The organism is Cedecea lapagei (assembly GCF_900635955.1).
Taxonomy (GTDB): Bacteria; Pseudomonadota; Gammaproteobacteria; order Enterobacterales; family Enterobacteriaceae; genus Cedecea; species Cedecea lapagei.
Window position 1 is genome coordinate 2,278,835 of the sequence record NZ_LR134201.1, and the last position, 25,104, is coordinate 2,303,938.

Below are 25,104 nucleotides of genomic sequence, written 5' to 3' on the forward strand. Positions count from 1 at the left end.
ACCTGAAACGGATCGAGCGTCCTCCGGAGAAACTGTCGCCATAAGCACCGCCGTACGCCACTGCGGGTTTTACCGATCATGTCTTTGCTTTGATGCATCTGCTGGGATTTGCGTTCTGTCCGCGAAGCAGGGATCTCCACGACTAGAAGCTGTTTATCAAAGGGAAAGCGGCCCCCAGGATAAAGAGAGCGTCGCGGGACGAGCGTCCCGCGTAAACAGAAAGGGGATTAGCCGACTTCCGGCAGCAGACCAACGACAATCAGGAACTGAATAACGATGACTGCAATACCGCAGGCGAAGACCAGAACCAGCAGCGGTTTGCCGCCCGCAACGCGCCAGGTTGTCTCCGGGTGCTGCTTACGGCTCTGCCAGACCAGCATCGAAGGAACCAGCAGGGCCAGTACCGCCAGCGCAACTCCCGCATACCCCAATGCCATCACAAATCCCTGCGGGTAAAATAGCGCGAAGACCAGCGGCGGCAGGAAGGTCATCAGCCCGGTTTGCAGTCGACCAGAAGCCTTACGATTACGGGCAAAGAGATCGCCCAGGTAGTCAAACAGGCCCAGGGAAACCCCAAGGAAAGAGGTGGCCAGCGCGAAATCGGCAAACAAATGAACCGCCAGCTCTACGTGCGGCGTCGCAACAACCTGGCGCACAACCTGCAGGAACCCGTTGAGGCCGGAGTGTTCAGCCATCAGCCCGGCAAAGGTCGGGGAATCAATGGCTCCGAGGGTTGCCAGCTGCCAGAAGATGTAGGCCACCAGCGGGATGGCGCTGCCGATGATAAACACCCAGCGCAGCTTGCGGATATTACCGTTCATGTAACTGACAATGCTCGGCACGCTACCGTGGAAGCCGAATGAGGTGAAAATTACCGGAATGGCGGAGAGCGCCAGTCCTTTTTCAATTGGCAGCGTCAGCAGGTTTGTATGGTGAATATGCGGCATCATCAGCGCCAGCATCACCACCAGCAGAATGATTTTGGCGCTAAACAGCACGCGGTTAAACATATCCACCATATGGGTGCCGACACAGACAATCCCGCCCGCTACTACGGTAAACAGGAGAACGCCGGAGGTGGCTGAAATCGTCGTGGAAAGCCACTGGCTAAGGCTCGCGGCCAGCAGCTCACCCGCACCGCTGATATAGGCAGCCGTGAGCGCGTACATCAGGAACAGCATGCTAAAGCCTGTCAACCATTGTCCAGGGCGGCCTATGTAGCGCCGGGCAAGGGTGCCAAGGCCGGTTTCCGCGGAGACATGCTGATAAACCTCTACCAGCAGCAGCGCGGTGTAACACATCAAGCCCCAAAGGCCGATAAGCATCAGCAGCGTAACGCCAAAACCTACGCCTGCAGAAGCCAGCGGCATCGCCAGCATTCCTGCGCCAATTGTGGTTCCCGCCACGATAAAAACACTGCCAAGAGTCCTGTTCTTCACGCTTTCCTCTGAATTTACGAAGAGCTATATGCCATTATGCCGCGCAGGGTAAGGGAAAAGCGCATGTCCGTCAAATGAGGGTTACGCGGCATGTATTGCTATGTTTACAACCTCGACAGGGTGTGAGTGACGTTGTCACGTAATAAAATTAAACCAAACAGTGCTTGCCCTGTCGGCGGCAATTGAGGCTTTATTAATATAAATAGTAATAATAACTAATCTCTTTCTCATGGAGAGCAACAGTAAATGAAAGTCAGTTTGGTCATGACAGGGTTATTGCTCGCCTCAGCAGGCTGCGGCGCGACAACGTATCCCATCACGGTTACCGATATGGATAACCAGCGCATTACGATCGAAAAAGAACCTCAGCACGTTATTTTGCAGGACGGACGCGACATTCTCTCCCTCGCGCTGCTCGACCGCGAAGATCCGTTCAGGCGAGTCGTTGCCTGGAATAATCTGCCGAAAAAACAGGATACCCAGACCTGGGACGTGCTGAAGCGCAAATGGCCTGAGGCCACCAGGATTATCGATATGGGCTTTAGCGATCAGGGCGAAGTTAATCTTGAAAGCGTGCTGGCGCAGCAGCCGGATATCATGATTGCGCAACTGCGGGCTAAGCCTGCGCTCGAGCAAACCGGCGTGATCAAGTCACTTAAGAAGCTAAATATACCCGTAGTATTCGTGGACTATGAGCTACATCCGGTGGAAAACACCGCCAACAGCGTGAAGCTGCTGGGGACCGTGCTTAATCAGGAAGCGCGCGCCAAAGAGTACACAGATTACTATCAGCAGCACCTGACCAAAATCCAGCAAGTGGCGGCCGACGTTAAAAACAAACCGACCGTGTTTATTGAGCCGATTGCCGGAAACACGGAAAACTGCTGTTTTACCCACGGGCACAATGGCTGGGGCGCGCTGGTTGAAGCCGTAGGCGGGAAGAATATTGGTTCTACATTGCTTCCGGGAAGCGCTGGGTTTGTGTCGATGGAGCAGATCATTGCCATGAAGCCGGACGTTTATATTATGTCTGGCTCTAAACGCCCGAATCCGAGCGTATTGCCGTTTGGCTATGGCGGCACGCCACAGGAAGTCAACGGAACCTTCAGCAAGCTGCTGGCGCGCACCACGTTCCAGAATATCGAGCCGGTTAAAGAGGGCAAGGTCTACGGGGTTTATCACCACTTCTACAACCACCCGTATAACATCATCGGGATGGAGATTTTAGCCAAAGACCTGTATCCGCAAAAGCTTCAGGATCTTGATCCCACCGCGGATTACCATCAGATCATCACGCGTTTCACGCAGATTCCTGATGATCCGATTCTGTTAAGTTACACCTACAAAAAACCGTAACGGCGGATGCAATAGCGTAAAAAAACCCGCCGAAGCGGGTTTTATTAATGAATGACGCGACTTAGATAGAAGTCCTGCGGTAGTCGCGGTATTCCGGCAGCCAGAAGTTGTCGTCAATCGCCTGCTTCAGCGCTTCTGCGGAGGTCACTACCGCTACGCCTTGCTGCTGGGCAATTTTAGCCACCGCAAAAGCAATGGCGCGAGACACTTTCTGAATATCTTTCAGCTCCGGCAGCACCATGCCTTCACCGTCGTTCAGCAGCGGAGAGTGCTGAGCCAGTGACTCACTCGCCGCCATCAGCATTTCGTCGGTAATGCGTGACGCACCGGAAGCAATCACCCCAAGGCCAATGCCCGGGAAGATGTAGGCGTTGTTACACTGGGCGATAGGATAGGTTTTGTCTTTCCAGCTCACCGGCGCGAACGGGCTGCCGGTTGCTACCAGCGCCGCGCCGTCGGTCCAGGCGATGATGTCCTGCGGAGTTGCTTCCACGCGGGAAGTTGGGTTAGACAACGGCATCACGATAGGGCGAGCACAGTGCTTGTGCATTTCGCGGATGATCTCTTCGGTGAACAGGCCGGTCTGGCCAGAAACGCCGATCAAAATATTTGGCTTCGCGTTACGCACCACGTCCAGCAACGAAATCGCTTCGTTTTCCAGATCCCATTCAGACAGGCTTTCGCGGCTCTGCACCAGCTTAGTCTGGAAGGAGAGCAGGTTAGGCATGTTGTCGGTCAGCAGGCCAAAACGGTCAACCATATACACGTTGCTGCGGGCAGCTTCTTCGCTCAGCCCTTCACGCTGCATTTGGGCAATGATCTGTTCGGCGATGCCGCAGCCGGCAGAGCCTGCGCCCAGGAAGACGATTTTCTGCTGGTTAAGCTGGCTGCCTGCCGCGCGGCTGGCGGCAATCAGCGTGCCCACGGTCACGGCCGCCGTTCCCTGAATGTCGTCGTTGAACGAGCAGATCTCATCGCGATAGCGGGTCAGCAGCGGCATAGCGTTTTTCTGTGCGAAATCTTCAAACTGCAGCAGCACGTCCGGCCAGCGGTGGCGAACGGCCTGAATGAATTCGTCAACAAATTCATAGTAATCGTCGCCGGTTATACGCGGGTGACGAGACCCCATATACAGAGGATCGTTCAGCAGCTGCTGGTTGTTGGTCCCTACGTCCAGCACCACCGGCAGGGTATAGGCCGGGCTGATCCCGCCGCAGGCGGTATAGAGAGAGAGTTTACCGATAGGAATGCCCATGCCGCCGATGCCCTGGTCGCCGAGGCCGAGAATACGCTCGCCGTCGGTCACCACGATCACTTTAATGTTGTGGTTAGGCACGTTCTGCAGAATATCGTCCATGTGATGACGATTTTCATAGTTGATAAATACGCCACGGGAACGGCGATAAATTTCGGAGAAACGTTCGCAGGCTGCGCCGACTGTCGGGGTGTAGATCACCGGCATCATCTCTTCCAGATGATTTTCTACCAGGCGATAGAACAGCGTTTCGTTAGTGTCCTGGATGTTGCGCAGGTAGATATGCTTGTCAATTTCAGTTTTGAAGCCCTGGTATTGGATCCAAGCGCGTTCCGCTTGTTCTTCGATGGTTTCAACCACTTCAGGCAGCAGGCCAAGCAGGTTGAAATTGCGACGCTCTTCGATGCTGAAGGCGCTGCCTTTATTGAGTAGGGGGAATTCAAGTAAAACGGGTCCGGCGTAAGGGATGTAAAGCGAGCGATGTTTTTTTGGTTTGATGTCCATGTGCATACTCTTTTTTTCGACGTAATGTCTTGCCCTAAGGCTCATTCGGTGAGTTGTCGCGCGATATTATGGCACAGCGGTATGGAGTCTGACACAGTCAGGCCAAGAACTTTGGTTACACAAGTCCCCTAAATCATCAGGAATTTTGTTTCAGCACGCGCATTCAGGATGATTAAATAGCTGAATCCGTTTAGCCTACGAAGGGAGATATCCTGCGCGTACATTTCCCCTCCGTCCGGCAAACATAAGGAGTATGACCATGCAAACCTTTCTCTATACGGCCCAAACTCTGCACCAGGCTGACAGCACAAACCCGTTCAACGTTGTCATTGAAACGCCGCGCCTTAAGCTGTCCCCGCCCACAGAGGCTGATGCCTCCGCGTTATTGAGTATCTTTTCCGACCCGCAGGTGATGCAGTACTGGAATACCGCGCCCTGGCAGTCCCTCGATGAGGCAAAAGGCTTTATCACCCGCAGCGAGGAAGAGATGCGTGACGGTAAGACGCTAACGCTTTGTATTCATGATAAAGAGTCAGGTCAGCTGGCCGGTAAGTGCATGCTGTTCAGCTTTGCAGGCCCGTCCCGTCGCGCAGAGATTGGCTTTGGGCTGGGGCGTGAGTATTGGGGCAAAGGGCTGGTGAATGAGGCCGCCGGGGCGCTGATTGCCTATGGGTTTCAGGCGCTCGGCTTGCGAAGAATTGAGGCTGAAATCGACCCTGATAACCAGGCCTCCGCCGCCGCGCTTAAGAAACTGGGCTTTCTCCAGGAAGGGCTGCTACGCCAGCGCTGGGAAATTAACGGCGTTATTTCAGACTCGGCGCTGTTTGGGCTGCTGGCAGAAGATAAAAAACCAGCTTAGTGACGGTTCGGAAACCACAGGCCAAAACGGGTGATCCCTGCGTGACTTTCAACCCAACAGCGGCCCTGATGCAGCTGCATGATGGAGTTAACGATGGATAACCCCAGCCCGCTGGAATGCGCCGAGTCGCTGCGGGAAGGATCCACTCGATAAAAACGATCGAAAATTCTGTCCTGATGCGCCGGGGAAATAGTCTCCCCGCGGTTAATCACCTTGATAGACATGCCTTCCTCCGCTGGCTCAGCTTCAATAATAATCTCGCTGCCGGACCTGGCGTAACGCACAGCGTTAGACAGCAGGTTAGCCAGCGCGCGGCGAAGCAGCAGGGGATCGGCATAAACGGTACCGGTGGCCTGGATTTTAATCGCCACGTCGCGGTCAGCGGCCAGATCTTCAAAGTACTCGCCGATACGCTGAATCTCTTCGGCAACGTCAATCTCATGCCGCTGGATCTCCCGATCGGGCTGCTCGGCCTGGGCCAGAAAGAGCATGTTATCTATCATTCGCGACATGCGCTGAAGCTCTTCAAAATTGGACCCCAACAAACGCTGGTAATAGGCGTTGTCTCGGGCGGCTCCAAGGCCGACCTCGGTCTGGCCGAGCAGGGTGGTTATCGGCGTACGCAGGTCGTGGGCCATATCAGCGCTAACCTGTTTGAGCTGCTGGAATCCTCGTTCAAGACGCTCAAGCATGGCGTTAATCTGGTCGATCAGCGTATCGAGCTCGGTCGGGACATCCAGCTTATCAAGCCTTGATGAGAGGGTTTTGGTGCCAATTGTGGCCGTACGTTCGGCAAGCCGGCGCAATGGCGAAATCCCCCGTCTGGCAAAAATCACGGCCAGCACCACGGAGATTGCCGCCATCATCGAGGCGAAGAGAATGATTTTATTGCGGTACTCTTCAAGGATATGGGTTCTGTCACTCAGCACGCGTGCCGAGACAATTTCCAGCGGCGGTAAATGGTTAGCTGAAGGGCTAATCGCGGCCATATACACCATCGGCGTTCCGTCAGCGCTATCAGCATGGTGTACAGCCTCAAGCGTCAGGCGCTGCCCTGCGGCAACGGGAGTTACGGCAGGAATATCCCGCTGCATAGGGTTCACCTCCAGCAGCGTTGTGCCGCCCACGTAGCGGATCACCAGCAGCGATTCCGTATTCCCCAGCATATTGGCAAACAAATGGGGCTTTTCACGGATCAGTTGCCGCGCGTCGAGATCCCTCAGCAGGGTACTGATCTGATCAACGCGAGAAACTAACGCGGCATCATCGCGTATCGACAGCTGCTGGCGCAGAGCGTAATAAAGCGCGCTGCCCATAACGGTGAAGGCGACGAAGGAGAACGCCGCCAGCAAGACGGCCAGGCGGAAGGTCAGGGAGGTGCGCTTCATGACTCTTGCTCGCAGCGGTAGCCCACACCATGCACGGTGTGAATAAGCCTTACCGGGAAAGGATCGTCCACTTTTTGCCGCAGCCTGCGAACCGCGACATCCACGACGTTGGTGTCGCTGTCGAAGTTCATATCCCAGACGCGTGAGGCGAGAAAGGTTCTCGACAGGACTTGCCCGGGATGCTGCAGAAAACAGACCAGCAGCTTAAACTCTTTGTTGGTCAGCGTGATGCGTTTGCCTTCGCGCTCACAGCGGAACCTGGCGATATCCACGACCAGATCCGCCAGCGTCAGCACCTCCTCGGACTCGGCAAGCGGCTGGCCGCGGCGTAAAATAATGCGGATTCTTGCCAGCAATTCGGCAAAGGAGAAGGGTTTAACAAGGTATTCATCGGCACCCAGACCAAGGCCGCGCAGTCGGTCTTCCAGGGTTCCACGCGCGCTCAGAAACAGCACCGGCGTCTGGCTATGGGCGCGTAAACGCTCCATCACCGTCCAGCCGTTCATTTCCGGCAGCATAACGTCCAGCAGAATAAGGTCGTAGCTCTCTTCTCTCGCCAGATGCAGGCCATCAATGCCATTGGCTGCCCAGTCAGCGGTATAGCCCGCTTCATTGAGCCCGCTGACCAGGTAAGAGGCGGTTTTGGCTTCGTCTTCAATGATGAGGATTTTCAAGCAGCGGGACCCTGTCACAAGGAGAGAAAAGGGGGTGGAAACCGCCCCAGTCTGGTTATTATAAGATGTGCGAACCTTAGTAGCCAGGCACGTGAGCGGCCTTCATGATCAGGTTAGCGACCGCTTCTGGCTGTGAAATCAGCGACACGTGGCTGGATTTCAGCTCGATGGTCTGGGCGTGCATGCGTCTGGCCATAAAACGCTCCAGGTCCGGGTTAATGGTGCGGTCTTCCGTAGACACCGCATACCAGGTTGGTTTGTTGTGCCAGGCGGCAACTGTCGTTTTCGCCATCGTAATGGCTTTACCGATTGGCTGCTGTACCGCGTAATACGCCTTAGCTTCGCTTTCCGGCAGGTCACCGGCGAAGTCATGGATAAATGCAGACTCGCTAAGGGCGCCGTAGCCGTCATCGTTCCATTTCAGGCCAGCGGAAGCCGGAGCAGCAGGGTACTTTTTAGTGAGCGCCGGGTAATCTTCACCCGCTTCTGGTGCGCGCGCAGCGATATAGACCAGGCCTTTAACCTCAGGTTCATCGCCCGCCTGGCTGATGACCATGCCGCCGTAGGAATGCGCCACCAGGATAACCGGGCCGTTTTGCTGCGCCAGGGCACGTTTCACCGCGGCAACATCGTTATCTAAAGAGGTCGTTGGGTTCTGCACTGCCGTAACGTGCAGCCCTTTCGCCTGCAGCAGCGGGATAACCTTGCCCCAGCTTGAGCCATCGGCAAACAGCCCGTGCACCAGCACGATATTTTTCACTGCCTGCGGCGCAGGCGCGGTATCTGCGTTGGCCGCCGTAGCACCAAGAGATGCCAGCACAAAGGTGGCGATAGCAGAGAGATGGCGTAATTTCATGATTTATCCTCAGGATTTAACAAAGGGGGTCATGGCCAATTTAGCTATCGCGTGCCAACAAAGTGCTGACGTGGAAATGACAAAAAAATGACAAACTTTATCCGGCAAGTTCATTGGCGATAAACACGGTTAATGCATCAACCACAAAATTATCGGGCAGAACGGATAGCCGGGATGCCGCGAGATTTTCAAGCCCGAGCGCGGCAGCAATCAGCCTCCACGCCGCCTCATCAGCCGTGCCTGTTTTAAGCCGACGTTCACCCTTGCGGGTGCCGCTCTCAATTGCCGAGACAATCAGCTGCTGCCAGCCGATCAGTGCCTTTTCATAAACCTCTCGCAACGGCTCATTTTTTTCAATCAGCTTCTCCGCATCACTCCATAGCCTTAAATAGGGGCCAATCACTTCGCGATCGCCGGGGTCGAGCATGTAGAGCAGCTGCTCGTCCAGCGCAAGCCCGGCGGGCAGTTCCTCCTCTAAGTAACGTTTTGTGATGGCCTCAAAAACTTCGGCCTGCAGCTCGGAGAGCGAGCCGTAGTGGTGGTGGATCTGCCCGGTGGACGTTCCTGCCCGGGCTGTTACGCTCCGGGCGGTAAGGGCTTCCAGTCCCTGTTCAAGGACAAGAACGATTGCCGTGTCCAGAATCTGCCGCTTGCGATCCTCACGTGAAAGGTAGCTCATATTGCCTCTTTAAATTAGTATTGAACATCCGTTCAAGATTGGTTCATAATAATATGAACACGCGTTCAACAAAAGGAAAAATGGAAGAATATGATACAGACAACGCTGAATACCGGACGATTGAAATTAATACCTTTGGCTGAGGCTCATCTAAACCACCAAATTGCCATGGATGCCGACAAGGATGTGATGCGCTATTTAGGTGGCCCGCAGGACGCAAACAGCTGCCGCACGGAGCTTGCTGAGGTGATTGCCGCCAGTGAAAGAGGGCTGGGTTATTGGGCCGGTTTTATGGAGGATGACTTTGTGGGATTTTGGATCCTCTGTGTGCCTTATGAAGTCGAAACGCAACCGCCAGGGGAAAATTACGGCAGCGAAACGGGCGAGCTTGGTTACCGCCTGATGAAGAAATTTTGGCGTCAGGGACTGGGAACGGAAGGCTCGCTGGCGCTGATTGAGTATGGATTTAATGCCGTGGGGCTTCAGCAAATTATTTCGCGCACAAGCCTGGATAATATCGGCTCTCAGGCAACCATGCGGGCCGCAGGGTTGCACTTTAAGCGGCATTTCGCCATGGATGATGAACAGGGCGTTGAGTACCAGCTTACCGAGCAGCAATGGCGAACGGCCAGGGAGTAAGGATGAATTCTATGTCACTGCACACCGAAGATTTAGTTCCAGGGTCCGGACATTATCTGGCGGCAGAGAGGATTAATCTGCACGCTTTTCCCGATGAGCAAAGAGTACCGCTGAAGGTCTTCTTTCCCTTAATTGAACAGCAGCTCGTGGAAGCCAAATGCCTGTGTGATGGAAATAGCGTGGTGGGGTTTTATGTTTTGATCCCGGATGAAGAGATCCGTTTTCTTTCATTTCTTGCTATCGCACCGCAGCTGCGCTCGATTGGCTACGGCAGTCAGGCGCTGAAATTGCTCAAGGCCGATGCAAAAAACCGGCCTTTGGTGCTTTGCATTGAGCCGCCGGATAAACGGGCAGATAACTTCGGGCAGCGCTTAAAACGGCAGGCGTTTTATTTACGAAACGGTTTCCACAAAACGGGTCATCAGCAGCACATTCACGGCAATCTCTATGATGTACTGTGCGGCGCCAAAACCTACGACAGGCAGGCATTTTTGGCGCTGATGGACACCATTGAGGAGCATGATGAGTAACGCCGGGATCAACTTTCAGCAATCCACAGCAGCGGAGCAGCGGGCAGGGCGAAAATGATAAAGAAGATCGTCAGTTCTTCGCCCCAGCCATAGCCAGCCTTGATGACGCCTGTCAGCATATTCGATGCCGCAACCAGGCACCACAGCACGGCAAAACCTCTGGCGATGATGGTCCTGGCCGGCGGATAGTGCGGGATAAATAGCCATATAAGCAGGTAACAACCACAGGCGAGCAAGCCGCCGCTCAGCAGAAATAACAGCGTGCGCATAAAACACTCCAGCAAAAAACCTGCGGCTTATCGTTTATAAGACAAGCCGCAAGAAAGGGAATTTACTGGCGCGGGGCGAGCAGGTCGCCTAAGCCAATGCGCCGCAAAAACTCTTTGCGAATGCGATCTGCCACCGCGCTCACAACCTCGGCACCGTCATCTGAGGGATCAACATGTACGCGGAACGGTCGTTTGCCGTACGGCGAATTAACGATGTTTACCATCGCGGCCGCCACGCTTGCTACATCGGCATCTTCCGGCTCGCAGGCCGCCAGGCCTTTCAGCGCTTCGTCTTCCAGACCAGCCGTTGGCCCCAGTTTTGCGTAGGCCTGTTCGCGCGCTGTATCCGCGGGCCTGCCAGAATGCAGAAAATGGTTTGTACCGCTGGTAAAGGCACCGGGTACCAGAATCGAACTTTCAATTCCCCAGCGGCTCAGCTCGGCGGCGTAGCTCACGGCGACGGCATCCATTGCGGCTTTTGCGGCAAAATAGGGAGCCAGATAAGGCGGAGTGCCTCCGCGAGTGCTGCTGCTTCCTACCCATAGCACCAGGCCTTTTCTCTGCTGGCGTAGCTGCGGTAGCGCAGCTCTGTTTACGCGCTGGGTGCCAAGTACATTAATATCAAATAGCTGGCTGAACTGCTCCGGCAGGAAGGCCTCGGCGGGGCCATAGGACATGTGTCCGGCATTGTGCACCACGACGTCCAGCCGGCCTTGCTCAGCGATAATCTGTGCGACTGCCGCCTCCGCAGAGGCCTCGGACTGCACGTCCAGCTCAATAGCACGGAGATCAACGCTGTGATGCCACGCGTAATCCTTCAGACTTTCAACCTGAGGAGCATTGCGGCCCGCGATGTCACGCATACTGGCGTAGACGGTGTGCCCGGCGCGGGCAAGGGCGCGAGCGGATAACGCTCCAAAGCCACTGGAGGCGCCGGTTATCAGAATGATCTGCTGCATTATTTTCTCCCGTTCGTCGCTTAAGTTAAGCAAAGCCGCCGTTGACGCGGATGACCTGTGAATTCACCCAACTGCCGTCGGGGCCTGCGAGCGTGGCGACGATGCTGGCGATTTCTTCAGGCTTGCCAATACGGCCGAGCGGGGCGAGGCTGGCGATGGCCTGGATTTGCTCTTCGGTTTTACCGTGCAGGAACAGATCGGTGCCGGTTGGCCCTGGCGCTACGGCATTAACGGTGATATTACGGCCGCGCAGCTCGTTGGCCAGAACGTGAACCAGGCCTTCAACGCCCGCCTTGGAGGCAATGTAAGGGCCATATGCGGGGAACGATTTTGCGATAACGCTGGTTGAAATGGCGATAATCCGTCCGCCTTCGCCCAGCGATTCGGCGGCATTTGCCAGCACCATAAACGCGCCTCGCAGGTTTGTGCTGATGATTTTGTCAAACTCCGCAAGGCCGGCCGGCGTGATTTTTACCATCGGCATAATCCCTGCGCTGTGTACGACGACATCGAGCTGGTTGTTGATGGCTTTGGCTTCGGCAAACAGGCGAGCAACGTCGCTTTCAGATGAGACATCGGCCTGAATCGCCACGGCCTCGCCGCCGTTCGCCTCAATAACCCGTACGGTTTCGTCCGCGCTGCTCTTATTACCGGCATAGTTAACGATGACGGTGAAGCCATCACGCGCCAGCCTTTCGGCAATTGCCCGGCCAATGCCGCGGGAAGCGCCCGTTACCAGAGCTGTTTTCTTTGCTGTCGTCATGGTGTTCTCCTGATTCTGTCAGAGGCTCACCCGGAGTGGGTGCGTGGGCTTATTGTTAATGTTTTTGAATTTGGGATAAACGGTGCTAATTTGATTAGATAATTCCATTTTTATTAATAATGGCAGATGGATAAATTCGACACGCTGCAGCTGTTTACCCGCATTGTTGAGCTGGGGAGTTTCAGCCAGGCCGCCGACCAGCTCGGTATTCCAAGAGCAACGGCAAGCAATGCCATTAAAGAGCTGGAAGGCCAGCTTGGCTGCCGTCTGCTGGAGCGAACGACCCGGCACGTACGCGCCTCCCATGACGGTAAAGCCTATTACCAGCGCTGCGTATACATTCTGGCCGAGCTGAATGATGCAGAGGCCGCGCTGCGCCCCGTGGTCGCCAAACCTCGAGGTATTTTGCGTATCGATCTGCAGGGGACGCATGCGTCACAGATAGTCCTGCCGCAGCTTGACGAATTTCATCGGCGTTACCCGGATATTGAAATGATTATCAGCAGCGGCGACAGGCTGGTTGATCTGGTCCGTGAGGGGATAGACTGCGTGGTGCGCGCCGGCAAACTGCAGGATTCATCGCTGGTTGCCCGTCACCTGGCCCATTTGCCGCAAGTTGTCTGCGCCAGCCCTGATTATCTGGCTGCTTTTGGCGTGCCTGAGCATCCGGATGACCTTGAGCGGCACCAGTGCGTTAACTTTTTCTCGACGACAGGGGGGCTGAACTACCCCATCGAATTCATTATCAACAATGAGCGACGGGCCTTCTCGCCTGAAGGCTGGGTGACGGTCAATGAAGCGGAAAACTATGTTATCTGTGCACTTCGCGGCTGCGGTCTGGTACAGCTGCCGCGCTACCATGTTGAGCAGGCTTTGGCAGAGGGACGCCTGGTTGAAGTCATGAGTCACTGGCAAAGTCCGGCCATTGCCGTGTCTGCGTTATACACTCAAAACCGACAGCTTTCCCCACGTGTTCGCGTGTTTATCGACTGGCTTAGGGAGATATACAGCGCCCGTTTTCCTGCCTGATTACCGGTTGAAAACAGCGTCGCTGAGCATCTCAACTACGCTATTGGTGTTGTTTTGCATACAAATAAACCGACGCCCGCGAAATGCCCAGATGCTGCGCCACGGTTTCCATCGATTTACGGATATCCAGTAATCCTTCTTTTTTCAGCGTCTGCAACAGCTCAATTCTTTCCGACGTTTTCAGCGCGCGCGGCGTTGTGGCCAGACCTGCGGCATATCGATCGATTCTCAGCCTGATAGCCTCCGAACCTGCTGGCTCAATGTGTTCTTCCACCGGGCCGGCAGCAGTATCAGTAAACCGATCCAGCATGCTCTTCATGCCCCTGAATAAGGTCATATCCAGATTCAGGCAGAGCGCGGCAACATAGCTGCCGGAGGCATCTTTCAGCCCAATGGAGGTGCTTTTTACCGGGCGGCCATCGGCAAACTGGTTGGCATAATTGGCGACAACAACCGGAAAATCCGGAGAAGCGATGCGTGCCAGGCCCATTTCGGTTGCGGCCTCGCCAACTTGACGGCCCGACAGGTTGTTATGTATGGAGAGAATAGAGTGCTGCGGCTGTTTCAGGTCATGTACCACAACCTCACAAAATGGCGCGAAGGTTTCGCTAATCCCCCGGGCAATGTTATCGAGCTGCTCTAACAGAGCGTTATCTTCTGGTTTTGTCACGCTATTCTCTCCTGATGATTAATGCTGTGCAGCTCGGGCTAGCCAATCGCCATAGCGGCCGATGTCGACGTTGCCGCCGCTGATGATAATACCAATTCGCTTCCCGCGAAGGCTCTCTTTAAGCCCCCGTGCGGCGGCAAAACCGAGGCAGCCCGTTGGCTCAACGACCATTTTCATGCGCTCAGCAAAAAACTTCATCGACTCGATCAACTCTTCATCGGTGGCGGTGAAAATGTCGTCGACGTTCTGGCGGATCATCTGGAAGGTGTAGTCGCCGAGGAAGGTGGTCTGAGCGCCGTCCGCTATTGTTTTAGGTGTATCAATTCGCACAATCTGGCCGCGTCGGAATGATTGCTGTGCATCGTTACCGGCTTTCGGCTCAACGCCGTAGACTTTACAGCCAGGGGAAAGCTCACGTGCTGCCAGGGAGCAGCCGGAAATTAAGCCGCCGCCGCCCAGGCAGACAAACAGCGCGTCCAGGTCGCCAACTTCATCAAACAGCTCTTTGGCTGCCGTTCCCTGGCCCGCAATCACGTGTGGGTGATCGTAAGGCGGGATCAGGGTAAGGCCATATTTTTCAGCCAGATCGTTGCCGATCTGCTGGCGGTCCTCAAGGTAACGGTTATAGAGAATCACTTTACCGCCATATTCCCGCGTGGCGGCAATCTTGGCCGCCGGAGCATCTTCCGGCATCACGATGGTGGCAGGAATTCCCAGCAGCCTTGCGGCCAGCGCGATTGCCTGAGCATGGTTACCGGATGAAAAAGCCACTACGCCTGCTTTTTTCTGAGCTGGCGTAAACTGGGCAAGTGCGTTCATGGCGCCACGGAATTTAAAAGCGCCCATTCGCTGATAGTTTTCACATTTAAAGAAAACTTCAGCGCCAAACTCTTCATTCACGGTACGCGATGTCATCACCGGCGTGCGGTTGGCATGCCCCTCGATACGCTGTGCCGCGGCTACCACATCCTGATAAACGGGAAGAACTAATTCACTCATTTTGCCACCTTTAAACGGTTGTCTTATTCAGAGAGCGCAACGGCTTCAATTTCGAGAGCCGCGCCATAATGGAGTTGTGCAACACCTGCTACAGCGCGGGAAGGGCGATGGTCGCCGATCCATCTCGCGTAGATTGTGTTGAATAATGGCCAGAGATTGATGTCCGTGATGTACACGCGCACGGAGACAAGATGTTGTTTTGTCACCCCCGTGCAGGCGAGGCAAGATTCGAGGTTCTGCAGCACTCTCTGGGCCTGCTCCTCAAAAGGTGCATCGCAGAGTGGGCTGCCATCTGCGGCAACGGGCAGCTGCCCGGAAATAAATACAAACCCGCCTGCGGTAGTGGTGTGCGAATAGTGCCCAACGGGAGCCGGGACGTGCTCGATATTGCGCAGCTTGATGTCCGGAACCATGTTTACCCTCAATCTCGATTCTGATTAGACAAATAATCTATAGCTGGACTAATTGTTGATCAAGAGATTTTCAACCGGGAATACGGCCAGAGGGAAGAAAGGCAAAGAGAATTTAGTTGTATCCGCCCAGATTTAAGTAGACAGATTTCACAGAGAGAACACCGTTAAACCTGCCCGTCAGATTTGAGCGCGAAACGGAGGTGATTGTGCAATATATGTCGCTGGATTACAGTGAAGCCATTAAATGGTAAGCAGAGTCGAAGATATAAAGAGAAACGATATCTCTGCGCCCCAGGCACCAGCCAATTGAACCAGCATCATTACTGACTTTATTAATTGCCTTACTGCATGAGTGGCCTATGAAAAAAAAGCTTCGCCAACGTAACCAGGCCTGGATCTCTCAACAATTGCGACGCGCGCAAAGTGAAGGGATGCCTTTAAGTTTCTTTCTTAACTTTCCTTCAATCCGTGCAGGCACCTGTAACGGTCAGCGCCTTGAACGACGTGGTCGCCTCAATCCTGACTGGAATCGCGCATTATTTCATGTGGGTTGGGGAGAAGTGCCGATGATTGGGCCAAAAGGTACTGTGTACTGGTTTGTGGGATTTGATAAGGAGCAACTTCCTGTTGAACTGAAGCCGTTTTGGAAAGATAGCTGAATATATTGACTCTGATATGATCCGACAATGCAACAAATCATCAACTCTTATCGTCGGGTCACTCTCTCCTTATTTGATACCATAATCAGCGGGCAGGGAGCTGACGTAATCTGCAATCTTTCCATCATAAAGTACCGAGATGTTTTCAAATACACACGCTATCTTTTCCCGGTCGGTTTCATCCAGGGATTGAAGCGTTGCAGCAATGCCCTCTTGGATCTCAATAGCTACATCAGGATTAATTAGTGTCTCGTCGGTAAATTCGAGTGCGATAGCTATGTCAGCAATGACTCTGACTAATGATGTAGTTTGAGATGACATTTCTAACCTCCTCTTCGCTTTGGCATAGCGGCATAAAAAACCCCACCGCACGGGTGGGGCGAGACCATTTATTTACCAGACCAGCCGCGAAGCGCGTTTTCACGGGCTTCGGCCTGCTGAGCCGTATTCAGCTTAAAGTAGTTTGGCGCTAAGGCACCTTCCCAGTCACCGTACATTGGGTTCGGCAGCACGATAAACTGGGTGCCGAACTTGCTGCGGTTATCGCTGGCAAACTGCTGACGCTGAGCCTGATCTTTATGATAAGTCGCTTTGCCAAAGTCATTCAGGTTGTCGCCGATGTACATCACGACGTCATAGCCTTCGGCTTTGATGGCGTCAAAACGAGCCTGCTTGTTGGAGCTGTCGGTTTTCAGACGCACGGTCTTGTCGCTCACGCCGGTAAAGCCCAGCGCTTTCATGTTGGCAACGGTTGCGTCGAAGTCTTTGCTGTCGCGGTTTGACACATAGAACATCGTGCCGCCGTGGCTGTTAACGTAGTTAGCAAAATCCACCGCGCCCGGGACGGCCAGCGCCTGGCGAGCCTGGGTCCACTGGGACCAAGTTTTGTCGTCAAACGACTTATTATTTTTTGCCTGCCACGCGCTGTAGGCGCTGTTGTCCAGCATGGTTTCATCGAGATCAACAATAACGGCGCGCTTAGCCGTGCTCTGTTTGGCGGACTGATCCCACGCCAGGCGAGCGCTGTTAAACGACTGGTACGCCAGCGCACGGTACTCGCCGGATTGCTGGAACCAGTCAACCGCCATCACCGTCTGGCTTGCCAGCTTCTGCTCAGCCGCCTGCTGCTGATTTGCACATCCCGTCAGGCTGATCAGCACCAGCGCAACCGCGCCACCCAATAAACTTTTCTTCATCTTTATGTCCTTACCTTTGCCATTACCATTAACGTTGTTGTTCTCTTTCTGCACCAGCACTGAACAATGCTGGCGTTTTTACTAACAAAATCAGCAGGTATTATTAAAAAATGTTTTACCGAATATTAAAGCTACGTTATCAATAGCTTTTTAATGGATCGAAACTGGATACTCAAGATGACAAAAATATTTCGACGCAATTTTTTTTCCCTGATGGTCGCCGCGGCGTTACCTGGGATGAGCTTTGCAGCCCATGCCAATAGCTGCGAAGAGACAAGGGCTGGCATCGACATGGGATCGGGTACAACCAAGCTGGTGGTCGCGAAAGTGGATACCTGCAAACAGCGTATCAATAAAGTGCTGTTCGAAGATCAGCGACCGATCGGCTTTAACGAAGATCTGTCCAAATCCGCGGACAATACCCTGAGCCCCGCCATTCAGCAGCAGGGGCAGACGGCGCTAAGGGAGCTGACGGCAGAGGCAGCCCGTTATCATCCAACGCGCTTTAACGGCGTGGCAACCGCCGTTTTTCGCAGCGCGTCTAACGCCCAGCAGGTTATCGATGCGTTCAACCGTTCGGCCCAGGTTAACTTAAAAATTATCACCCAGGCACAGGAAGCCGAACTGGGCTTCCTGTCGGCAAAAGCCTCTATGCCGGTGCCGCTGGCGGATGACCAGATGGTGGTCTGGGACATCGGTGGCGGGTCGATGCAAATGACCACCTGGCTGCAAAAACACGACAAATGGCAGCCGGAGATTTACCAGGGCAAGCTGGCCTCCGTCACGCTGAAGAACTACATCATCGATGTGGTGAAAAACAAGGACCTGCATGATGTTAGCTCGCCAAATCCGATTGGCTCTCTGCGCGACGGTGTCCTGCGTTTTGTTCGCTTCTATGCCACAACCCACGTGAGTCCCGAGATGAAAAAGGCGCTGGCAACCCGAACCGTTGTCGGGATCGGCGGGGTGCATGACTTCTCCGTCAGCAAGCAGCTTAACGAAAAGGTGTATACCCTGGCCGATCTGCAAAAAGCTTCCGCTAGCCAGGTCTGGAAAGGGGACTCAGAGCTGCGCGGCGACTACCGCGCAACGGACGTCAGTAACCTGCTGTTGGTTCAGGGCTATATGGAGGCGCTGAAAATCCCACAGGTGACCGTGGTGAAAGCTAACCTGGTCCAGGGCGTGCTGATTCAATAACGTCCTCTGATAGCTGCGGCGGCCGTTTTTCGTGCCGCCGCCTTGCACACTAGCGGCGTTTTCTTTGCCCGATAAGATGGATGAGTAATCCGGCGAAACTTAAAGCACCTCCCAGCAGCGAGGCCATTTCCCATCCCCCAAGTCGCCATACCAGGCTTGCGCCCCAGGATCCGAGTGCGCCGCCGATAAACATTCCGCTCATAAACACGGTATTTATGCGGCTTCTGGCCTCCGGGCGCAGGGCGTAAATCACGTGTTGATTAGAGATAAGCGCTGACTGTTCGCCAAGATCCATCAGGATAATGCCGATCACCAGCCCGGTCAGCGATGTCCACAGCCCGAGTACCGCAAACGAGATAACCATCACCAACGCGCCAAGCCCGATCACCGCATAAGGTCCACGACGGTCCGCAATGCGTCCGGCAAGCGGCGCAATCAGGATGCCGACGGCACCGACAATGCCCATCAAGCCGGCAACGTCCGCCCCGAGGCGGAATGCGGCGTGCAGCTGCAGCGCCAGAATCGTCCACAAGCCGATAAACGACCCGAAAAGGGCGGCCTGAATCCAGGTGGCCCGGCGCAGCAAAGGCTCTTCACGCCAAAGCGAAACCAGGGAGCGCATCAGGCTCAGGTAGCTCTGCTTGCTGCGCGGCGTATGGTGCGGCAGGGTGAAGAACAGCATTAGCCAGCCGCAGGCGCTCGCAATACAGCCGAGCCAGAAGGTCGCTCGCCATCCCCAGTGCTCGCCGCTAAAACCACCGACCGCACGGCCAAGCAGGATGCCGCAAAGCACGCCGCTCATCACCGTACCTACCACCTGCCCACGGCGTTCCGGTTTAGCCAGCTCTGCGGCAAACGGTACAATCTGCTGCGCAACGGAGCCCGTTACGCCTACCGCCGCAGAAGCAATAATAACGGTGATAATGTTGGGTGCTAATGCCAGGCAAGCCAGCGCCACAGCAAGCCCCGCCGACTGGCAAAGGATAAGCGTCCGGCGGTTAATCTTGTCGCCAAGCGGAACGAGTAAAAATAGTCCGCCGGCAAACCCAAGCTGGGTGGCCGTCGGTGCGAGGCTCACCAGGGCTAACTGCTGAGGAAAAGCCTGCTGCAGCAGCTCCAGCAGCGGCTGGTTGTAGTAAACGTTGGCGACAAACACGCCGCAGGCGAGCGCCATAATGAGCAGCAGAGTGGTGGTCAAAGGCGAATTTTTTTCTGCTTCTGGCAGAGGTTTCAGGGTGACGTCGAGCGGATTATCCGACATGGTGTTTCTCTCTGGTGATGACGAGCCCTGATGCTGAACGATTGTCCATCCTTAATCTTTGCCCTAAAATTTCAGACTTCTGAAATGACCTGAAAGCGACCACGCGATGCCTGCTGCCGACAACACTCAACCCCGCTCAGCAAGAGATGACGATATGGTGGTCTTTGGCCGCTACCAGCTGTTTCCGGACCTGGGACTGCTGATGAGGGACGGCGTCCGCCTTGAGCCGGGCGAACGGGCTATGGCGGTGTTGAAGCTGCTGGTCAGTGAAGCCGGGCAGGTGGTGGCGAAAGAGACCCTGCTGGAAACCGTCTGGCCTAAAGAAATCGTTGAAGAAAACAACCTGCAGGCGCAAATCTCCGCGTTGCGCAAAATTTTCGGTGCGGACCGTAATCTGATAACGACGATTTTCGGGCGCGGGTACTGCTTTACCGCCCCGGTCAGCAAGCTGCAGGCGGCGACATCATCACTGCCCGTCACCGCCGCGTCATCCCTGCTGCCTCGCCCACGTTCACCGCTCATTGGCCGTGAAAGAGAGCTGGGCGAGATCAGGAAGCTGCTGCTCGAATACGCCGTTTGTACTCTGGCCGGACCCGCAGGTATCGGCAAAACCCGGCTGTTGCTGGAGGTTGCGCGGGAAGCCGCAGGGCTTTATCCCGACGGCGTTTTTTTTGCTGATTTGTCCAGCCTGAACCCGGGTTCAGACCCCGTGCCGGTCCTGCGCGCGGCAGTAGCCGGCATTCGCGGCGCCGGGCAACAGAGCACTCGCCCGGCGCTGCTCATTATTGATAACTGTGAACATCTGGCAGCCGCCTGCGCGCAGGAGATTGAGCGTCTACTGCAGGCGAACGACCTGCTTAACGTCTTGCTGACAAGTCAAACTCCGTTAGGAATTGAGGGCGAGCAGGTGTATCGCGTTGGGCCACTTGCGCTGCCTTCAGCGCACGTAGATGTGCGCCAGGCGCAAACTTGTAGCGCGGTAGAATTTCTTGTACAGCGGATTCAGTCGGTGGATTACCAGTTTCGCCTGACGGAAGAAAACGTACAGCCTGTTACCGCGCTTTGTCGGCTGCTTGATGCGGTCCCGCTGGCGCTGGAGATTGTGGCCGCACGCGCTGCCAGTCTGGGGCCCGAAGCTGTGCTGGCTGACCTGGAGAGTCGGGAAGCGCTACCTGATTCTCATAGCCTTTCCACATCCTCACGCCACAGAACCTTGGCCGACGCGCTGGACTGGAGTTACAGGCTGCTGAAGGCAGACGAGCAGCGAGTATTTCAGGCGCTATCTATCTTCCCCGGCGAGTTCGAGCTTGCTGCGGCAAAAGATCTGTTAAAACAAGAGAAGATAAGTGACGTTGTAGCCAGTATGGTGGCGAAATCGCTGCTGGTATTTCAGGGCGGTGTCCGCCCGGCAAGATACCGCTATCTCACCATTGTACGCACTTACGCTCGCACGCTGCTGGCAGACGACAGCGAGCAGCTTTCCCTCAGCCATGCACACTTGACCGCAGAGAATATGGTGCGGGCAAAAGAAGCCTGGACGGAAGTTTCCAGCCCACACTGGCGTCGGCAGTACGGCTATTTAATTGACGATCTCAGAGCAGCCGCGGACTGGTGTTTTGGCGCCGGTCAAAACGCGTCCCTCGGGCGGAGTATTCTCGCTAACGCCACGCCGTTCTGGATCCAGCTTTCGCTGCACGGCGAATGCCGTCAGCGCATCACGGCTGCCATTAATAATCCGCAAAACGGGCACGCCACGCAGCATGAAGAGATGCTGATGCAGGCGGCTTTAGGATCGGCTCTGGGCTGGGCACAGGGGCCTGTTGAAGAAAACGGACAGGCCTGGCAGCGAGCCGGAGAGCTTGCCGGTAAGCTCAATGACCGAGAAATACAGCTGCAGGCTGAATATGGATTGTGGCTGTATCATCTGCGAAGTGGGCGCTACATGCAGGCCGGAGAAAACGGCAAAAAAATGGCCGAGCTTGCTTCCGAAATCGGTGACTACGGCGCCTTATTGACCGCCCGCCGTCTTGTTGGCACCGCGCTGCATTTTTCCGGTGACCAGCAGGCCGCGCTCCGTGAAATTCAGGCCCTGCTGGATCGCGCCGTTGATGAAGACAGTCAAAGAGCGCCTTTCCGTTTCGGACTGGATCAGCGAGTGGCCGGCTGGGCCTTTCTGGTGCGTGCGCTATGGGTGACCGGCGATATCGCCAGGGCCAGGAGAGCGGAGCAGTTGGCGGTGGAGGAGGCAAAAGAACTCGATCATGCCTGCTCACTTTGCGCCGCGCTTGCGGAAGGTAGCTGCACCCTGGCGGCCCTGACCGGAGATATCGATCGGGTGCTGCTTATTGCCTCGCAGATCGAGACGATTGCCGTTGAGCACGGCCTGGGATTCTGGCGGCTGTATGCCTCGGCCTTTATGTTCTGGGGCAGATTACGCAGACAGCCGGAAACGATCCTCCCCCAGCAAATCCACGCGATGCTGGCAACGTTGCGAGCCAACGGCTTTGATCCCGCTTATTCGCTATTCCTCTCTGATTTTTCCGCCGCTTTGGCGCAGAAAGGCCGGCGGGAGGAAGCGGATGCGCTTATCAGCGAGCGTTTGTCAGGACTCGACATAAACCAGTCGCTGTGGAACCTGCCCGAGCTGATGCGGGTGCAGGCGCAGATTCGATATGCCGGCAGGCCAGAAGATGTTCTGGAATTCAGTGCGGCGCTACAGTCCGCGCTATTACTGGCGAAGAGCCAGACGGCAAAAGGCTGGGCTCAGCGCATAGAAGCCGACCTGAGCGCGCTCTGATCATCGTGCCAGTATCAGGCGGTAAAGAACTGACTTGATTGTCATCCCCATCATCATTAAATCTCAAAATAAGATCCATATAAAAATAATGCTCTTTAATTTAGATTGATATGGGCTATGACAATGCATTTCAGACCAGAGAGTCGTGCGCTGCTGCTGGCCGGTGGTCTTGTGATAACAGGAAATTCAAAGGTTACTGGCTGAGGCCAGCACCTGCTTCATCGCTTCCAGTGCGGGGGAGCCGTAGCCTTTACGCCAGACAAGCTGGGTGAGGGCCTTTGCAACAAACTGTTGTCGGCTGTCCTTCGGCAGGGCAAGAGTTGCGGCAACGCTTTCCGGCAGCACGCAGCTGCAGCGCCCGGCGGCAACGTTGGCAACCATAGAATGGTAAGAACTCACCTCCTGCACCTCAACGGCGTTTAGCCGGTTAAGTAAAGCTTCGCCGCGAGCCCGGTAGGAACAGCCTTTGGGAAAAGCAGCAAGACGGGCTTCGCTGTTGCTTTCGGAACCCGGTGCGAGCAGCACTAAGCTTTCGCTGAACACATTAATAAACTCAAGATCTTCCGGGCATTCGATAAGGCCTTCCGGGTTCGGCAGCAGGCTAACCAGGGCACAATCCAGCGAGGCATTACGCACTCGCTCGAGCAGCTGCTGGGTAGGCATAGTTATTAATGCCAGACAGACCTCGGGGCACTGTTGGTGAAACTGCTGAAAGACCGGCATCAGGCGGCTGGCTGCGGTCGCCTCCATTGAGCCGATATTCAGCGTGCCAGCCGGTTTGCCCGGATGCAGAGCCTGCCTCGCTTCTTCGGCGAGGCTAAGAATTTTTTGGGTGTAGGAGAGAAAGCTTACTCCCTCCGGCGACAACGTCATTTTCTTGCTGTCGCGCACGAACAGGGAAACGCCAAGCTCTTCTTCCAGCTGCTGGATGCGGGTGGTGATGTTCGACTGAACGCGGCCAAGCCTTTTGGCCGCTTTTGTCACACTTTGCTCTTCGGCGACAATTTTAAACATTTGCAGTGTGGTGTGGTTCATGTTTTTAATTCTCATTCTCAAAACAATATTGATATTACCATCTTAAAATAAGATGTTAAGCCATCGCTCTCCCATTAACTCAGGTGCCGCCATGTCTTACAGACTTACCCAACTGCTTGCTATCGATCATCCCATCATACAGGCGCCGATGGCCGGCGTCTCAACCCCGGCTTTGGCGGCGGCGGTCAGCAATAGCGGAGGGCTTGGCTCTCTGGGTATTGGCGCAAGCAGCGTGGATCAGGCCAGAGCGGCAATTCTAAACACCCGGGAGCTGACCTCCCGCCCGTTTAGCGTAAACCTGTTTTGCCACGCCTCTGCGCAGCGGGATAACGCGCTTGAGCAAGCCTGGATTGAAAACCTGCGTCCGCTGTTTGCTGAGTTTGGCGGGATGCCGCCGGAAGCGCTATCCGAAATTTACAAAAGCTTTATCAACCATCAGGAGATGCTCGCAATGCTGCTGGAGACGGCACCCGCCGCGGTCAGTTTCCATTTTGGCGTGCCTGAACGCAGCGTCGTTCAGGCCTTGCACGACAGGGGGATTGTGACTCTCGCCACGGCCACTCGCCCTGAAGAAGCTCTACTTATCCAGGCGCGAGGTGTGGATGTCATTGTTGCTCAGGGCTACGAGGCCGGAGGGCATCGAGGGATGTTTGACGATAAGGCGCTGGACACACGGCTCAGTACTTTTGCGCTGGTTCAGCTGCTGAAAAAACAGGTCACGCTGCCGATTGTTGCCGCCGGAGGCATTATGGACGGCGCCGGCATCCGTGCAATGTTGACGATAGGGGCAGATGCCGTACAGCTCGGCACCGCGTTTCTCCTTTGCCCGGAGTCTGCCGCCGATGAAGGCTACCGGCAGCAGCTTAACTCCAGCCGCTCGCACCAGACGGACATGACCCATGCCATCTCCGGCAGGGCAGCCAGAAGCCTGGATAACGACTATTGCCGCCACGGACGCGCTACAGGTAAAGAGGCTGTGCCGGCTTATCCTGTGGCCTATGACATTGGGAAAGCACTCGCCAGCCTCGCAAAAAAACAGGGCCATCACGGCTACAGCGCACACTGGGCCGGGCAGGGCGTAAATCTCATCCGGGAAATGCCTGCGGCGGAATTACTGCAAACGCTGGTGCAAGAGGCCGGGCTATAAATTTCATTTTTTTAGCAATATTTTTAGCGCTGATTCGTCTACCTCATCACAAGTGATTATCAGTAACTTTATGAGGTAAAAATGATGAGAGATTTTGATATACACCGAGACAATCAGCGCCGTCGCGGCTTCTGCAGCCACCGCATGGGCAAGCCGATTCTTCTGTGTGCGGCGCTGTTTGTCGCGCTCGGCTTAATCGTAATGACGCTCTGGAATGCCGTGTTGCCGGGGCTGCTGGGTGTTAAAGCTATCGGTTTTTGGCAATCCTTAGGCCTGCTGGCGCTATGCCGGATCCTGTTCGGCGGCCTGGGCTTCCGTCCTGGTATGCTAGGCAAAGCCCGTCGCCGCATGCACGAACGCTGGATGCAGATGACGCCGGAACAGCGTGAGGAGTTCATGCAGCATCGTCGTGAGAAGTTTGGTTTTGGCCAGCCTGACAGCTGCGGCTGGCACGCTCGTCGGGATGAGAGAATGGACCCACGTCCGCAGCAGCAGGAAGAGAACAACGCAAAAAAACCGGATGCTGAGTGA

26 protein-coding genes and 1 pseudogene are annotated in these 25,104 nt (G+C 55.2%); 11 read left to right on the top strand and 16 right to left on the bottom strand.

Going from position 1 to position 25,104, the window contains the following annotated elements; all coding sequences use genetic code 11:
* Positions 1-59: 59 nt before the first annotated feature.
* A pseudogene (locus EL098_RS23805) lies at positions 60-143 on the top strand (Tn3 family transposase); the annotation flags it as partial.
* 84 nt (positions 144-227) lie between these two features.
* On the opposite strand, the gene tyrP reads toward EL098_RS23805, so the two are convergent.
* Positions 228-1,439, bottom strand: a complete 1,212-nt coding sequence (gene tyrP, locus EL098_RS11065) for a tyrosine transporter TyrP (RefSeq protein WP_126356262.1) — start codon at positions 1,437-1,439, stop codon at positions 228-230.
* A gap of 246 nt (positions 1,440-1,685) precedes the next feature.
* On the opposite strand from tyrP, the gene EL098_RS11070 reads away from it, so the two are divergent.
* Positions 1,686-2,795 (top strand): ABC transporter substrate-binding protein, encoded by a 1,110-nt coding sequence (locus tag EL098_RS11070; RefSeq protein WP_126356263.1) that lies wholly within the window; start codon positions 1,686-1,688, stop codon positions 2,793-2,795.
* A 61-nt stretch (positions 2,796-2,856) separates the two neighbouring features.
* On the opposite strand, the gene EL098_RS11075 is transcribed toward EL098_RS11070, so the two are convergent.
* The gene (locus tag EL098_RS11075) at positions 2,857-4,554 is read right to left on the bottom strand and encodes an NAD-dependent malic enzyme (RefSeq protein WP_126356264.1); all 1,698 of its coding nucleotides are present in this window, start codon (positions 4,552-4,554) and stop codon (positions 2,857-2,859) included.
* 259 nt (positions 4,555-4,813) lie between these two features.
* On the opposite strand from EL098_RS11075, the gene EL098_RS11080 reads away from it, so the two are divergent.
* Positions 4,814-5,413, top strand: a complete 600-nt coding sequence (locus EL098_RS11080) for a GNAT family N-acetyltransferase (RefSeq protein ID WP_126356265.1) — start codon at positions 4,814-4,816, stop codon at positions 5,411-5,413.
* Here the strand turns inward: EL098_RS11080 and EL098_RS11085 are convergent.
* The 4 genes from EL098_RS11085 to EL098_RS11100 all read right to left on the bottom strand — a co-directional run bounded on the left by EL098_RS11085 (position 5,410) and on the right by EL098_RS11100 (position 9,010).
* Positions 5,410-6,801: a heavy metal sensor histidine kinase gene (locus EL098_RS11085; RefSeq protein WP_126356266.1), complete on the bottom strand. Its 1,392-nt coding sequence runs from the start codon at positions 6,799-6,801 to the stop codon at positions 5,410-5,412. The two genes, EL098_RS11080 and EL098_RS11085, sit on opposite strands and share 4 nt — an antisense overlap.
* A complete protein-coding gene (locus tag EL098_RS11090) occupies positions 6,798-7,475 on the bottom strand; it encodes a heavy metal response regulator transcription factor (RefSeq protein WP_126356267.1) in 678 nt (225 codons plus the stop codon). The genes EL098_RS11085 and EL098_RS11090 overlap by 4 nt, the downstream gene beginning before the upstream one ends.
* Before the next feature lie 76 nt (positions 7,476-7,551).
* A complete protein-coding gene (locus tag EL098_RS11095; RefSeq protein ID WP_126356268.1) occupies positions 7,552-8,331 on the bottom strand; it encodes an alpha/beta fold hydrolase in 780 nt (259 codons plus the stop codon).
* 97 nt (positions 8,332-8,428) lie between these two features.
* Entirely contained in the window at positions 8,429-9,010 is a 582-nt protein-coding gene (locus EL098_RS11100; protein WP_126356269.1) for a TetR family transcriptional regulator, read from the bottom strand.
* Positions 9,011-9,100: 90 nt separating this feature from the next.
* On the opposite strand from EL098_RS11100, the gene EL098_RS11105 reads away from it, so the two are divergent.
* Together EL098_RS11105 and EL098_RS11110 are read left to right on the top strand one after the other, a co-directional pair.
* Positions 9,101-9,649, top strand: a complete 549-nt coding sequence (locus tag EL098_RS11105; protein ID WP_126356270.1) for a GNAT family N-acetyltransferase — start codon at positions 9,101-9,103, stop codon at positions 9,647-9,649.
* A gap of 11 nt (positions 9,650-9,660) precedes the next feature.
* On the top strand, positions 9,661-10,179 hold the full coding sequence (locus tag EL098_RS11110) for a GNAT family N-acetyltransferase (RefSeq protein WP_164716820.1): 519 nt from the start codon (positions 9,661-9,663) through the stop codon (positions 10,177-10,179).
* 8 nt (positions 10,180-10,187) lie between these two features.
* Here EL098_RS11110 and EL098_RS11115 read toward each other — a convergent pair whose 3' ends face one another.
* The 3 genes from EL098_RS11115 to EL098_RS11125 form a co-directional block, all read right to left on the bottom strand.
* Complete coding sequence (locus tag EL098_RS11115; protein WP_126356272.1) at positions 10,188-10,448, bottom strand: hypothetical protein; 261 nt, start codon at positions 10,446-10,448, stop codon at positions 10,188-10,190.
* Between the two features lie 62 nt (positions 10,449-10,510).
* Positions 10,511-11,407, bottom strand: a complete 897-nt coding sequence (locus tag EL098_RS11120) for an SDR family NAD(P)-dependent oxidoreductase (protein ID WP_126356273.1) — start codon at positions 11,405-11,407, stop codon at positions 10,511-10,513.
* A 25-nt stretch (positions 11,408-11,432) separates the two neighbouring features.
* The gene (locus tag EL098_RS11125) at positions 11,433-12,170 is read right to left on the bottom strand and encodes an SDR family oxidoreductase (RefSeq protein WP_126356274.1); all 738 of its coding nucleotides are present in this window, start codon (positions 12,168-12,170) and stop codon (positions 11,433-11,435) included.
* A gap of 126 nt (positions 12,171-12,296) precedes the next feature.
* On the opposite strand from EL098_RS11125, the gene EL098_RS11130 reads away from it, so the two are divergent.
* On the top strand, positions 12,297-13,199 hold the full coding sequence (locus EL098_RS11130) for a LysR family transcriptional regulator (RefSeq protein WP_126356275.1): 903 nt from the start codon (positions 12,297-12,299) through the stop codon (positions 13,197-13,199).
* Positions 13,200-13,239: 40 nt separating this feature from the next.
* Here EL098_RS11130 and EL098_RS11135 read toward each other — a convergent pair whose 3' ends face one another.
* From EL098_RS11135 to EL098_RS11145, 3 genes are read right to left on the bottom strand one after another with little or no spacing between them, the layout of a single operon-like run.
* Positions 13,240-13,869: a helix-turn-helix transcriptional regulator gene (locus EL098_RS11135; protein WP_126356276.1), complete on the bottom strand. Its 630-nt coding sequence runs from the start codon at positions 13,867-13,869 to the stop codon at positions 13,240-13,242.
* Between the two features lie 18 nt (positions 13,870-13,887).
* Complete coding sequence (locus tag EL098_RS11140; protein WP_126356277.1) at positions 13,888-14,868, bottom strand: threo-3-hydroxy-L-aspartate ammonia-lyase; 981 nt, start codon at positions 14,866-14,868, stop codon at positions 13,888-13,890.
* Positions 14,869-14,891: 23 nt separating this feature from the next.
* Positions 14,892-15,281 (bottom strand): RidA family protein, encoded by a 390-nt coding sequence (locus EL098_RS11145; RefSeq protein WP_126356278.1) that lies wholly within the window; start codon positions 15,279-15,281, stop codon positions 14,892-14,894.
* A gap of 359 nt (positions 15,282-15,640) precedes the next feature.
* On the opposite strand from EL098_RS11145, the gene EL098_RS11150 reads away from it, so the two are divergent.
* Positions 15,641-15,940 (top strand): hypothetical protein, encoded by a 300-nt coding sequence (locus EL098_RS11150; protein ID WP_126356279.1) that lies wholly within the window; start codon positions 15,641-15,643, stop codon positions 15,938-15,940.
* 69 nt (positions 15,941-16,009) lie between these two features.
* Here EL098_RS11150 and EL098_RS11155 read toward each other — a convergent pair whose 3' ends face one another.
* Together EL098_RS11155 and EL098_RS11160 are read right to left on the bottom strand one after the other, a co-directional pair.
* Entirely contained in the window at positions 16,010-16,261 is a 252-nt protein-coding gene (locus EL098_RS11155; protein WP_126356280.1) for a hypothetical protein, read from the bottom strand.
* Positions 16,262-16,329: 68 nt separating this feature from the next.
* Positions 16,330-17,136, bottom strand: a complete 807-nt coding sequence (locus EL098_RS11160; protein ID WP_126356281.1) for a 5'-nucleotidase, lipoprotein e(P4) family — start codon at positions 17,134-17,136, stop codon at positions 16,330-16,332.
* Between the two features lie 213 nt (positions 17,137-17,349).
* Between EL098_RS11160 and EL098_RS11165 the strand changes: the two genes are divergently transcribed.
* Positions 17,350-18,333 carry a Ppx/GppA phosphatase family protein gene (locus tag EL098_RS11165; RefSeq protein WP_126358420.1) on the top strand — a complete coding sequence of 328 codons (984 nt, stop codon included), beginning with the start codon at positions 17,350-17,352 and terminating at the stop codon, positions 18,331-18,333.
* 49 nt (positions 18,334-18,382) lie between these two features.
* Here EL098_RS11165 and EL098_RS11170 read toward each other — a convergent pair whose 3' ends face one another.
* Entirely contained in the window at positions 18,383-19,594 is a 1,212-nt protein-coding gene (locus EL098_RS11170; protein WP_126356282.1) for an MFS transporter, read from the bottom strand.
* Positions 19,595-19,700: 106 nt separating this feature from the next.
* Between EL098_RS11170 and EL098_RS11175 the strand changes: the two genes are divergently transcribed.
* A complete protein-coding gene (locus EL098_RS11175) occupies positions 19,701-22,391 on the top strand; it encodes an ATP-binding protein (RefSeq protein ID WP_126356283.1) in 2,691 nt (896 codons plus the stop codon).
* A 186-nt stretch (positions 22,392-22,577) separates the two neighbouring features.
* Here EL098_RS11175 and EL098_RS11180 read toward each other — a convergent pair whose 3' ends face one another.
* Positions 22,578-23,426: a LysR family transcriptional regulator gene (locus tag EL098_RS11180; RefSeq protein WP_126356284.1), complete on the bottom strand. Its 849-nt coding sequence runs from the start codon at positions 23,424-23,426 to the stop codon at positions 22,578-22,580.
* A 91-nt stretch (positions 23,427-23,517) separates the two neighbouring features.
* On the opposite strand from EL098_RS11180, the gene EL098_RS11185 reads away from it, so the two are divergent.
* Together EL098_RS11185 and EL098_RS11190 are read left to right on the top strand one after the other, a co-directional pair.
* The gene (locus tag EL098_RS11185) at positions 23,518-24,573 is read left to right on the top strand and encodes an NAD(P)H-dependent flavin oxidoreductase (RefSeq protein ID WP_126356285.1); all 1,056 of its coding nucleotides are present in this window, start codon (positions 23,518-23,520) and stop codon (positions 24,571-24,573) included.
* An 84-nt stretch (positions 24,574-24,657) separates the two neighbouring features.
* A complete protein-coding gene (locus EL098_RS11190; protein ID WP_126358421.1) occupies positions 24,658-25,104 on the top strand; it encodes a hypothetical protein in 447 nt (148 codons plus the stop codon).